Here is an 11,347-nt window from a genome sequence, read left to right as displayed (position 1 = left end):
TTAGTAAAAAAAGGATAGTTATGAATATTAAAGAATATGATTACATTATTATTGGCGCAGGATCTGCCGGAAATGTACTCGCTGCGCGTCTTACTGAAGACAAAGATACCACTGTTTTACTCTTAGAAGCGGGTGGACCAGATTATCGCTTGGATTTCCGTACACAAATGCCGGCAGCTTTGGCCTACCCTCTTCAAGGCCGTCGCTATAACTGGGCTTACTTAACCGACCCTGAGCCACACATGAATAACCGTCGTATGGAATGTGGTCGTGGTAAAGGTTTAGGTGGTTCATCTTTAATTAACGGCATGTGCTATATCCGCGGTAACGCAATGGATTTAGAGCAATGGTCAACTCATAAAGGCCTTGAAAACTGGTCTTATGCTGACTGTTTGCCTTACTACAAAAAAGCCGAAACCCGTGACATTGGTGGCAACGACTACCATGGTGATAGCGGTCCAGTATCCGTTGCTACACCTAAAAATGGCAACAATGTACTGTTCCATGCCATGGTTGAAGCAGGTGTACAGGCAGGTTACCCGCGTACTGATGACTTAAACGGTTACCAACAAGAAGGCTTTGGTCCAATGGACCGTACGGTAACCCCTAAAGGTCGTCGCTCAAGCACTGCACGCGGTTATTTAGATATGGCAAAAGGTCGTCCAAACCTCACTATCTTGACCCATGCTACAACCAATAAAATCTTGTTTAATCAAAAGCAAGCGATTGGTGTTGAATACATTATTGGTGCTGACCAAAACAACTTACAACGTGCCTTGGTTAAACGCGAAGTATTACTTTGCGCAGGCGCAATTGCGTCACCACAAATTTTACAGCGCTCAGGTGTGGGTCAAAGTACCTTCTTAAAATCAATGGACATTGATGTGGTTCATGATTTGCCGGGTGTAGGTGAAAACCTGCAAGACCATCTAGAAATGTACTTACAGTATAAATGTAAGCAACCCGTTTCTTTATACCCTGCTTTAAAATGGTATAACCAACCTGCGATTGGTGCCGAGTGGCTATTTAACGGCACAGGTATTGGTGCAAGTAACCAGTTTGAAGCAGGCGGATTTATCCGTAGTTCTGATGAGTTTACATGGCCAAACATCCAATACCATTTCTTGCCAGTTGCCATTAACTACAACGGTAGTAATGCAGTGAAAGAACATGGTTTCCAAGCTCATGTAGGTTCAATGCGTTCGCCTTCACGTGGTCGTATCAAACTTAAATCAAAAGATCCGTTTGAGCATCCAAGTATCTTGTTTAACTACATGTCGACCGAACAAGACTGGCGCGAGTTCCGTGATGCAATCCGAATCACTCGTGAAATCATGCAGCAACCTGCGCTTGATCCATATCGTGGTGATGAAATTAGTCCGGGCAAACATTTGCAAACCGATGCAGAGCTTGACGACTTTGTTCGAAACCATGCAGAAACAGCTTACCATCCGTCTTGTAGCTGTAAGATGGGTGAAGATGAAATGGCTGTTGTAGATGGTCAAGGTCGTGTACACGGTATGAAGGGTTTACGTGTTGTCGATGCCTCAATTATGCCACTAATTATTACCGGTAACTTAAATGCAACCACCATCATGATTGCCGAGAAAATTGCAGACCAAATTCGTGGACGTGAAGCGTTACCACGTTCAACTGCACCGTTCTATGTAGCATCATAAAATCTGAAAGGGCATATTTCTTATGCAGAGATATGCCCTTAATTTAATCTTTATAGAATCAATATTAATAAGAACTATGTATGACAGAAAATAAGCGCCTGCGAAGAGCTTATTTACATAAATATGGTATGAAATAAAAATTAATCGATTTTTATAGGCACATATTCCTCAATTGACTTAACTTTAATCAAATCAAAATTATTATTTAAATTTCAAACATTTACATAATAAAAATCAACTTAAATTGTCTTATCAAAGCTCAATTTGGTTAAATATAAATCATATTTATGATTTTGATGAACCCCATTTATTATAAAAATTGTCTTGTCAATGCAAAATTAGTCTAAAATATAGAGTGTTTGCGATAATCCCAAGTAATTTTTATTTTTTTCAAGACTCTCAGTTTTAGAGAGTTTACTTTCGCATTTATATCCTTTTTGTCTGGATACGCTGTCTAGGTTTCCTCACACCTTAAGTGACTCAAATAACTTATTTTAAGGTCCCCCTTACATGAAAAAGTTTTTGAAATACCTTCTGGTATTAATCATTCTTATTTTAATTGCAGGTATTGCGTTCTTGTTTAAGCCTACAACGTCAAAACAAGTTGAAACTGCAAAAGATGAGCCAGTAGTTGATGCTGTTCTTGTTGGCGGCGGCATCATGAGTGCTACTCTTGGTACTTATTTAACTGAGCTTGAACCAAACTGGCAAATTCGTATGTTTGAGCGTCTTGACCAAGTTGCTCAAGAAAGTTCAAACGGCTTTAACAATGCCGGAACAGGCCACTCTGGCTTTATGGAAATGAACTATACCGAAGAGAAAAACGGTAAGATGGAAATTGCCAAAGCTGAAAAAGTTGCTTCTCAATTTGAAGTTGCTAAACAGTTCTGGTCATATCAGGTAAAACAAGGCGTTTTAGCTGAACCGAAATCATTCATTAATCCAGTTCCGCATATTGCTTTTGTTTGGGGCGATAACGTTCAGTTCTTAGAAAAACGTTATGCTGCCATGATTCAAAGCCCGTTGTTCAAAGGTATGAAATTTACTGAAGACCCTGCTGTGATTAAACAATGGGCACCTTTAGTCATGAATGACCGTGATCCAAGTCAAAAAGTTGCCGCGACCCGTATGGATGTTGGCTCTGACGTAAACTATGGTTCAATCACTAAACAATTAGTGGGTCATTTAAATCAAAACCCGAATTTCAAATTACAGACATCAACTGAAGTGACTGGCATCAGCCAAAATGATGACAAAACTTGGACTGTGTCTTTCAAAAATTTGAAAACTGGTAAAGTAGATCACGTTAAAACACGTTTTGTATTTATCGGTGCAGGTGGTGCAGCAGTTAAATTATTGCAACTTACTGGTTTACCAGAAGCTAAACAATATGCTGGCTTCCCTGTTGGTGGTGAGTTCTTAATTACTGACAACCCAAAAATTACTGCTAAACACACAGCGAAAGTATATGGCCGTGCTGAACTTGGTGCGCCTCCAATGTCTGTACCACATATTGATACACGTTATATCGACGGTAAAAAATATGTATTGTTTGGCCCATTTGCAACGTATTCAAACAAGTTCCTGAAAAATGGTTCTCAGCTTGATTTACTTGCATCAACCAACAAAAACAACGTTTTACCAATGACGACTGTTGGCTTGGAAAACCTTGATCTTGTTAAATACTTGGTGAGCCAAGTCATGATGTCAGATGAAGACCGTCTCAATGAACTTCGTAAATACTACCCAGATGCGAAAGCTGAAGACTGGCGTTTAAGCCAAGGTGGTCAACGTGTTCAGATCATCAAGAAAGAACCGGGTAAACCTGCAACACTTCAATTCGGTACAGAAATCTTTGCGTCTAAAGATGGTGCTGTAACTGCATTGTTAGGTGCGTCTCCGGGTGCTTCGACTTCTCCATACATCATGCTTAACTTGCTTGAAAAAGCTTTCCCTCAGCAAACTGAAGGTAAGTGGAACCAGAAGCTTCATGAAATTGTAGTGTCTTATAAACAAGACTTAAGCAAAGATCCTGTGTTACTCGATAAAGTTCGTCAGTACACAAGTTCTACGCTTGGCTTGAACTATACATCTCCGTTCAAAGCTGCAAACGATGAAACTGCTGCTGCCCCAATTGCAAAAGCAAATTAAGTTTGACGATGTATAAATAAAATTCCAAAAGGATGAATTTCGATTCGTCCTTTTGTTTTTTAAGACCTCAGCTGAGATATTTAGATTCGCTATGACCCATTTAAACTCATCTTCTCACCTCTTATCATTTGGTTTTAAGCTCGTGCTTTTTTTGCTGCTGGCTTATCTTTTGGTAAGCGGTTTTTATATATGGATGATTGGTGGTACAGCAATTTACATCAGCTCAGCCGTACTACTTGCCATCACCGCGTATGCATTTAAGCTCGGTAAATATCAAAAGCTATGTTCTGTTTTAAATCTGCTCATCAGTGCAGCGGCGTTATATTTCAGTGCTGCTCATTTATTTTTCTCCCCTGTTCAATTCTTTATATTTTTACCTGCCTTATTTTTTGTACTGTTAGCTTTTGCTCGACTAGAAAAAGTTCGCAGCTTATCTAAGGTTTTATTATTCATTAGTTTATTGATTTGGTCAGGCATACATTTTATGCAACTTGAACAATTTAAAGCGTATTATAAAACGCAGCATACTGGTGAAAGTTGGCAGCAATTTGGCGCGTTATAAGATCATTTTTTATTCAATGCATTCAAATAAATACCTCATCTTTTTCAAATAAAGTTCATCAGTAAAACTGAACATCGTCTACAGAAATCCTCTTAAGAAAAAATATTCATAACAATCTAATTTATTTAGAAATATATCGAGCATATTCGCGATTGAACACAATCCATCTACACGCTAGATTAACTCAATTATTTTTTCTCCCTTTATGTTGTAATTTATGAAGATTTTAGATGGCGGTTTAGGCCGTGAATTGGCCCGTCGTGGTGCTCCGTTTCGTCAACCAGAGTGGTCTGCGCTTGCACTCATTGAAGCACCAGAAACAGTAAAAGAAGTACATCTTGATTTTATCAATGCTGGTTCAGAAGTGATTACCACCAATAACTATGCTGTTGTGCCATTTCATATTGGTCAAGAACGCTTTGAAACCGACGGTGTGCGTTTAATTAAAGTTGCGATTGAACAAGCAAAAAATGCAGTTCAAGAAAGCGGCAAAAATGTCAAAATCGCAGGCTGCTTACCACCATTATTTGGTTCTTATCGTGCTGACCTGTTCCAACCTGAACAAGCTAAAAGCCTTGCTGAGCCGATCATTAACACATTGGCACCAGAAGTAGATTTCTGGCTCGCTGAAACCCAATCATGCTTAAAAGAAGTCGAAACAGTCCATGCATTATTGCCACAAGATGGTAAGGACTATTGGGTGTCATTTACGCTGCAAGATGAGATTAAACAAGAACAAGCACTCCTTCGTTCTGGTGAAAATATGCAGCAAGTGGCTGAGTTCATCAAACAATCAAATGCCAAAGCAGTGTTGTTTAACTGCTGCCAACCTGAAGTGATCTTGCAAGCGATTAATGAAATTAAAGGACTTATTCCTGCGTCTGTACAGATTGGTGCTTACGCCAACGCGTTCCCACCGCAAGATGAAAGCGCTACTGCCAACGATGGTCTGGATGAAATTCGTAAAGACTTAGATGCTCCAGCTTATCTTGATTTTGCTAAACAATGGCAGCAAGCAGGTGCAAGTTTAGTGGGTGGTTGTTGTGGTATCGGACCAGAACACATTGCTGAACTTTCACAATTTTTTAAAGAATAAATACCATGTCTGCTGCCAAAATCGGATTATTGTCTCTTACAGCGCTGGTCTTTAGTTCTATGGTGGGGTCAGGCGTATTTAGCCTCCCCCAAAATATGGCTCAAGTCGCTAACGGCTCTGCCCTTCTTGTTGCATGGCTCATTACTGGGGTCGGTATTATTTTCTTGGCCCTCTCGCTATTACATTTAACGCGTCAACGACCAGACCTTGACGGCGGTATTTATAACTATGCGCGAGAAGGCTTTGGAGACCTGATCGGGTTTTGCTCAGCGTGGGGCTATTGGTTGTGTACTACCATTGGTATTGTGGGTTATGTGGTGATTGCCTTTTCAGGCGTCGGCATGTTTACCGACAGCAAAGACCATATTATTTTTGGTGAAGGTAATACGCTTTATTCACTGATTGGCTCAAGCATTTTTGTGTGGCTGGTGCACTGGTTAGTAAGTCGAGGCATTAAAGAAGCTGCGATTGTGAATTTACTGGCGACCATTGCCAAAATTATTCCAATGGTAGTCTTTATCTTTTTCACATTTATTGCCTTTAAGTTTGATTTGTTCAAACTCAACTTAAATGACTTTTCTTTGCAAGTTCCACTTTGGCAGCAAGTGAAAAACCTGATGCTGATTACCCTTTGGGTATTTACCGGTATTGAAGGTGCTGTAGTTTTATCATCGCGTGCAAAAAAGCGTCATGATATTGGTAAAGCAACTATTTTAGGTGTTTTGCTGGCATTAAGTTTTTACGTGATGGTGACCGTATTGGCTTATGGTGTGGCGAGTCGTGAAGCGCTTGCAGGCATGCATAACCCATCAATGGCGACCATTTTGCAGCAACTGATCGGCTTGCCGGGTACCATCATTATTACCATTGGACTCATTATTTCTGTTGCATCGTCTTATTTAAGTTGGACTTTATTTGCCACTGAAATTCCATTTTTAGCTGCAAAAAATGGTGCTTTCCCGAAATTATTTTTAAAGAATAATCAAAATAATGTACCCATTTCATCACTTTGGTTGACGACACTGGTCGTACAAGGTTCTTTAATTGCCGTGTATTTTTTCAATAAAAACTACACTCAGCTTTTATTGATTTCATCGGTCATGATTTTGCTGCCTTATTTTCTGGTGTCGGCTTTTTACCTTAAAGAATCTATTCGCCATAAACGCACGCCTCACATTGCGATTGCAAGCGTTGCTTCAATCTATGCGCTTTGGTTGCTCTATGCCGCAGGACTAGACTTACTACTCTTGTCTGGTGTGTTGTATTTGATCGGCTTGGTTATTTTTTCAATCAGCTACTTTGAGCATAAAAAATCGCTCAAACAAAATCAGCTAAATTAGTCATTTCAACCACTGTTGACCCAGTTCAGCAGTGGTTTTCTAAGAATAAAACTCTCTACTTTGAAGGCTGCGACTGCTTTAAATGCAATCGTAAAATACGGCGTAATTCTAAAATTGCCTCAGGGCTAGTTTGAATCGAATGGCCACCTTTAATGATCAACTCCGACTGCTCCCCACCCAAATGCGAACTTTGATACGGCACAATCCCATCACTGCTTTTTAACTTATCAGTTGTCCCATTAATATTACCCATAATTGAGTGATAGACCACTTGTGGCGATGGTTGAATGGCTTGAGTCAACTGCATAAAGTTAGAAGAGCGACTTAAATTACTCGCCCCATTTTCAATTAAGCCTTTTCTGAGTTTTGTATTTTTCTCATCTCTCATTTCAACTGCAATAAAAAAATCAGCTGGCAAACGAATGATACGGCGGGCAATTTGGGTAAACCATCGGTCAGCGTAGTCAGTACCATGATGCGGTGCTGAAACAAAAACAACTCGATTAAAATATGGCAAAGCCTTGAACTGAAAACGCTCTTGAATTACCGGATTTTCTTTTAAACGATTTAGCTGAGCTTCATTCATTTTTTGCATGGCTTGCTCTGAAACATCGGCATTACTCACCAGTAAACGGCTAATCACGCCGCCCATACTATGCCCAACTAACACGGCATCATGTGCCGCATAACTGTCTTTAGCAACATTTTGAAAAGCTTGATTCAGCAAAGAATAAATCTGAAAACGACTTTCAAAAATCGGCATGTTAGTTGAATAAAACACCTGCCAAACCTGATAGTTTTTCCTTAATTCGGCATCGCCCATAATGTCATTGGTTAGACTCACCCACGCCTCTGGGCTACTTGCCAAACCATGAACAAACACAATAATTTTCTTATTCGGGTTAAAAGGTTCCAGCATATATAAATGCGGCATGATTAAATTGGCTTCTTTATTAATTAAAGACCAATAACCTGCTGCTCCTAAATTATATTTTGATAGCCACAGCCCATAAGGTGCCGAATAGTTTGCAGTCAGTGGATAGTCCACACCTTCGATTTTTACACGGTCTTGTCGATATGGATCGAACATCGCAATTTCTAACTCTGCCCCAGCAATGACCTGATCGGCTGTGGCTTTTTGTTTTGGATATGCAATGGCAGTAGCTGGAAAGAAGCGTGGTAAATGAATATTAGGATTGGCCTGATGAGTATAAAAATTATCTGGGTCTAAAATGAAGCCGTGATTTACATCATTTTCTTTACGCCCAACAATAAACTCTGCCCCCAAACCATCCTTACGGTTGACGGTATTAAAACCAGAAAAGTTCATGTTATAGCTGGAGCGAAAAGTATCGACTTCAATTTTTTGTACATCTAACGCGTGGTCAAAATTGACGTGGTACTCATGACCATCCGCTTTAAGCAACGGTGGAAAGCGATGCGTATTTAAATGATTAAAATACGTGGTCATAAGCTTTGACAAGGCGACGTTATAAAAAATACGTACCTGATTTTGGCGATGGTCAAACACCCGATCGAAAGGCGACTCTTCAGAGTCAAATAAATAGACATAACTATAGCGCAAGCTTTTATCGAACAGCGCTAACTCTTGCTCAACGCAACTGTTACTTTTATTAATGACATTACACTGGCTACTACGCCCGACATCTAAAGCTTTTGCCAAGTAAATTTCACTCAGCGCAGCATAGCGTTCTTCTCGGCTGCTATTTTCGGACAGGCTCTGAATTTTGTTTAAACAATCATCAAAATTTTGTAGGCAAGTTTTTTCATCTTCTTTGACCAAATACAGTAAGTTTTGGGTTTGATGACTTAAGGTGCCGTCGGTCAGAATACTTTCATTCTTACTTTTTAAAGCATTGCTTAAATTACTTTCTTTTAAATGAATGACCTGACAGCCACTGAGCAAAGCCATTATTGTTATGATTGAATAATGGTAAGACTTTGTCATTCTGCCTTCCTTAATCGAATGTATTCCCCATCTGGTCATTATGCCTGTAAAGCAGTGAACGAACAATTTCGACTCCGCTTCCGTCTTCCTTTATTACGAAAAAAAAGCCTGAACTCATTTTAATTCAGGCTTTTTTGTTATTTTTTCAAATCAAGCTTGGTTGAACTTTTGCTGTGAAGCTAAATAAGAGAAATACAAAATTGGTAAAATAAACGGCGCTACACTCCAGAAATCAAAATAGACATAGAGGATCGCTCCTAAGAAAGCACCAATCACAAAACCAATTACAATACTGGCGCTTTTTAGAAAACTTACCCGATTGGCTGCATTATTGTTTTTAAGTAAGTTGGCAATATCAATCCCAAGTTGGGTAGTGTTGCCTGTCATCATGGTGCTTGGGCTAATATTTTTAATAAGGGTTTTGCTTGAAGTATTACGAATAGCCAAAGCAATTAAACCCAGTCCTCCTGTTACTGCAACTGTTAGCGCATCCGGATCTTTAAATGGCTCGAAGTAAAGCCCTGCCACCATAAAGGCACATAGAAAAATAGCTTCAAATAAAAATAAATAAGACAACGTTTTGTGCTTGACCTGACTGCGGTCAATCAACAGTTTGGTAATAACAACGGTCAAAATAAATAATGGAATTGCTGCGAGCTTGATCCATAACCCCGAGCCACCTTTAACCCATGCTGCCCCTGCCAACACTAAGTTTCCCGTCACATGCGCGGTGAAAAAGCCAAACAGCGCAATAAAGCCAATAGTATCAATTGCTCCACCCACCATGGTGAGTAAAACAGGATCTCGACATATTGCCCAGGTACTTTCTGTGTCTTTTTTAATTGGGGTATCTGTCATATAAAATATCCTGTTAAATTAAAACTTTAAAGCAATTAAGTTGTATATAAATGATTTAAAAATGAATAATACTAAAGCGTTTATGAAAGCAAAAAATCATGTAAAAAAATAGGGTGCGTAATGTCGTAACACTGTCTTTAAAATGGCAACAATCAAAATTGACTATTTTTAAAACACTAAACTGTTCTCATCCTTAAATCAATTTGACCTCCAAAACTGTTCTAACTATGATGAAGCCGCTAGTTGAAATCAACTGGTTTTGGACCTGAAAAATTTATGCCAGAATATGGATAATCAATAACAACAATCACGAGTAGATATATGTCACTTTATAATTTTTCAGTTTTTTTAGGGGGATTATTATTTGTATCTGTTGCCTTCGCGGGTCAAAAAAACAGTCCTCATCGTGATTTTTATTTGAAATGTATTGCAGCTGGTCATAGCCGTGCAAGCTGTACATGCATTTATCATCGTTTAGAACGTCAATACTCCCCTAAATTTATGAATAAACTTGGAAATTTAAGTTTACAAAGCCCTGAGGTACCGCGTGACTTTATAAAAACCATGCGTCGTACCATGCAACAGTGCAGATCATAATTCTTTTATTTTTTAAGCCACATCCACACTAATACCCCTGCCATACATAAAATTGCCGGATAGACAAACCACGGATGTGGAATAGTCCAAATCATCAGTCCCGCAGCCAAACTCATACTCAACGTCGAGATGTATTTTGCTTTTTTAGGAATACGCCGATGTTCTTGCCACTCGCGAATGAGTGGACCGATATAACGATGATTTCGAAACCATTGATGAAGTTTTTCAGAGCCTCGAGCCGCAAAGAACACAGCCAAAATCATAAAATCAACGGTGGGTAAACCCGGAATAAAAATACCCAATATGCCAAGCGCAATACACAACCAAGCCAAACCAATAAACACCCAACGCGCCCAAACAGAACGGGCAAGCTTACTGACTGGTTGAGCGGGTGCTAACGACTGCTCATGTTTTACGATCATATTTACTTGATTGAGTTTGTCCATATCGGGTATTCCCTTTATCCACTTTTTACTACTTCAATTTATCAAGCTGATCAAGCGCCTGACCAAAATATCCAAAGGCATCTAAAGCTCCTTGAACGACTCGGTCTTGCTGAGTTTGGTCAAGGCCTGCTTCATCCAGTGCTTGTACAAAACGTTTCCAGACTTTCGCACGCCCTTCGGGATAGGCCGCTAAATTACGTGCAGCAAACGTTTCAGAAAAACCCAAATGCTTTTGAGCTTCTTTAAATAAAAATGCAGCTCCTAAGGTTGAACCTTCGGACACATAAATCCAGCCTAAAGCTTCGGGTAGTTGTACGTTTTCACTCTGTAATTGCTGCCCGTTGGGTTGAATACCTAAATCATTTAAATCAGCAAGTGCTTGTTTTGAGCGGCCACGAATGTCTAAGTCCGGAATCAGTCCAGCTACACCCTCTTTCTCAAAAAGATGTTCAATTTCACGCTGAAAGTAATATTGAGACAAAGTAAATTGCGCGTATTTTTCTTTACTTGAAAACACCTTTGCCTTTGACATTAATTGATGCATACGTTCGTGTTCAGCAGCAGTTTCTTGTTTCAAACGTAAAGACAAACTGTTGCTAATGATTTGGTCTGTAGATGAATTCATCATCTTTCTCCTGCAAAATGGATA

General features: G+C 39.5%; 10 protein-coding genes. 6 read left to right on the top strand and 4 right to left on the bottom strand.

Annotation, left to right across the window (positions count from 1 at the left end; all coding sequences use genetic code 11):
- Nucleotides 1-20: 20 nt before the first annotated feature.
- The 5 genes from betA to ACXM0J_RS01010 all read left to right on the top strand — a co-directional run bounded on the left by betA (nt 21) and on the right by ACXM0J_RS01010 (nt 6,828).
- Nucleotides 21-1,679 (top strand): choline dehydrogenase, encoded by a 1,659-nt coding sequence (gene betA, locus ACXM0J_RS01030; protein ID WP_057062629.1) that lies wholly within the window; start codon nt 21-23, stop codon nt 1,677-1,679.
- A 510-nt stretch (nt 1,680-2,189) separates the two neighbouring features.
- On the top strand, nt 2,190-3,830 hold the full coding sequence (gene mqo / locus ACXM0J_RS01025; protein WP_086264855.1) for a malate dehydrogenase (quinone): 1,641 nt from the start codon (nt 2,190-2,192) through the stop codon (nt 3,828-3,830).
- Between the two features lie 91 nt (nt 3,831-3,921).
- Nucleotides 3,922-4,392: a hypothetical protein gene (locus ACXM0J_RS01020; RefSeq protein ID WP_479750155.1), complete on the top strand. Its 471-nt coding sequence runs from the start codon at nt 3,922-3,924 to the stop codon at nt 4,390-4,392.
- A 217-nt stretch (nt 4,393-4,609) separates the two neighbouring features.
- Nucleotides 4,610-5,488 (top strand): homocysteine S-methyltransferase family protein, encoded by an 879-nt coding sequence (locus tag ACXM0J_RS01015; RefSeq protein WP_086264853.1) that lies wholly within the window; start codon nt 4,610-4,612, stop codon nt 5,486-5,488.
- A 5-nt stretch (nt 5,489-5,493) separates the two neighbouring features.
- Nucleotides 5,494-6,828, top strand: coding sequence for a basic amino acid/polyamine antiporter (locus ACXM0J_RS01010; RefSeq protein WP_086264852.1), 1,335 nt, complete (start codon nt 5,494-5,496; stop codon nt 6,826-6,828).
- Between the two features lie 55 nt (nt 6,829-6,883).
- Here ACXM0J_RS01010 and ACXM0J_RS01005 read toward each other — a convergent pair whose 3' ends face one another.
- Together ACXM0J_RS01005 and ACXM0J_RS01000 are read right to left on the bottom strand one after the other, a co-directional pair.
- Nucleotides 6,884-8,797: an esterase/lipase family protein gene (locus ACXM0J_RS01005; RefSeq protein ID WP_213034389.1), complete on the bottom strand. Its 1,914-nt coding sequence runs from the start codon at nt 8,795-8,797 to the stop codon at nt 6,884-6,886.
- A 150-nt stretch (nt 8,798-8,947) separates the two neighbouring features.
- Nucleotides 8,948-9,655: a YoaK family protein gene (locus ACXM0J_RS01000; protein WP_086264850.1), complete on the bottom strand. Its 708-nt coding sequence runs from the start codon at nt 9,653-9,655 to the stop codon at nt 8,948-8,950.
- Nucleotides 9,656-9,976: 321 nt separating this feature from the next.
- On the opposite strand from ACXM0J_RS01000, the gene ACXM0J_RS00995 reads away from it, so the two are divergent.
- Nucleotides 9,977-10,252 (top strand): hypothetical protein, encoded by a 276-nt coding sequence (locus ACXM0J_RS00995; RefSeq protein WP_086264849.1) that lies wholly within the window; start codon nt 9,977-9,979, stop codon nt 10,250-10,252.
- A gap of 5 nt (nt 10,253-10,257) precedes the next feature.
- Here ACXM0J_RS00995 and ACXM0J_RS00990 read toward each other — a convergent pair whose 3' ends face one another.
- A complete protein-coding gene (locus tag ACXM0J_RS00990) occupies nt 10,258-10,698 on the bottom strand; it encodes a YbaN family protein (protein WP_086264848.1) in 441 nt (146 codons plus the stop codon).
- Between the two features lie 28 nt (nt 10,699-10,726).
- Nucleotides 10,727-11,326, bottom strand: coding sequence for a biliverdin-producing heme oxygenase (locus tag ACXM0J_RS00985; protein ID WP_086264847.1), 600 nt, complete (start codon nt 11,324-11,326; stop codon nt 10,727-10,729).
- Nucleotides 11,327-11,347 lie beyond the last annotated feature (21 nt).

The organism is Acinetobacter sp. GRABPA_MV_2 (assembly GCF_056725885.1).
Note: the sequence above shows the minus strand (reverse complement) of the source record. Positions and strands in the feature narration are given on the sequence as shown.

Coding starts and splice junctions, on each gene's coding strand:
- betA (WP_057062629.1), top strand. CDS start 21: ATGAATATTAAAGAATATGATTACATTATTATTGGCGCAGGATCTGCC.
- mqo (WP_086264855.1), top strand. CDS start 2,190: ATGAAAAAGTTTTTGAAATACCTTCTGGTATTAATCATTCTTATTTTA.
- ACXM0J_RS01020 (WP_479750155.1), top strand. CDS start 3,922: ATGACCCATTTAAACTCATCTTCTCACCTCTTATCATTTGGTTTTAAG.
- ACXM0J_RS01015 (WP_086264853.1), top strand. CDS start 4,610: ATGAAGATTTTAGATGGCGGTTTAGGCCGTGAATTGGCCCGTCGTGGT.
- ACXM0J_RS01010 (WP_086264852.1), top strand. CDS start 5,494: ATGTCTGCTGCCAAAATCGGATTATTGTCTCTTACAGCGCTGGTCTTT.
- ACXM0J_RS01005 (WP_213034389.1), bottom strand. CDS start 8,797: ATGACAAAGTCTTACCATTATTCAATCATAACAATAATGGCTTTGCTC.
- ACXM0J_RS01000 (WP_086264850.1), bottom strand. CDS start 9,655: ATGACAGATACCCCAATTAAAAAAGACACAGAAAGTACCTGGGCAATA.
- ACXM0J_RS00995 (WP_086264849.1), top strand. CDS start 9,977: ATGTCACTTTATAATTTTTCAGTTTTTTTAGGGGGATTATTATTTGTA.
- ACXM0J_RS00990 (WP_086264848.1), bottom strand. CDS start 10,698: ATGGACAAACTCAATCAAGTAAATATGATCGTAAAACATGAGCAGTCG.
- ACXM0J_RS00985 (WP_086264847.1), bottom strand. CDS start 11,326: ATGATGAATTCATCTACAGACCAAATCATTAGCAACAGTTTGTCTTTA.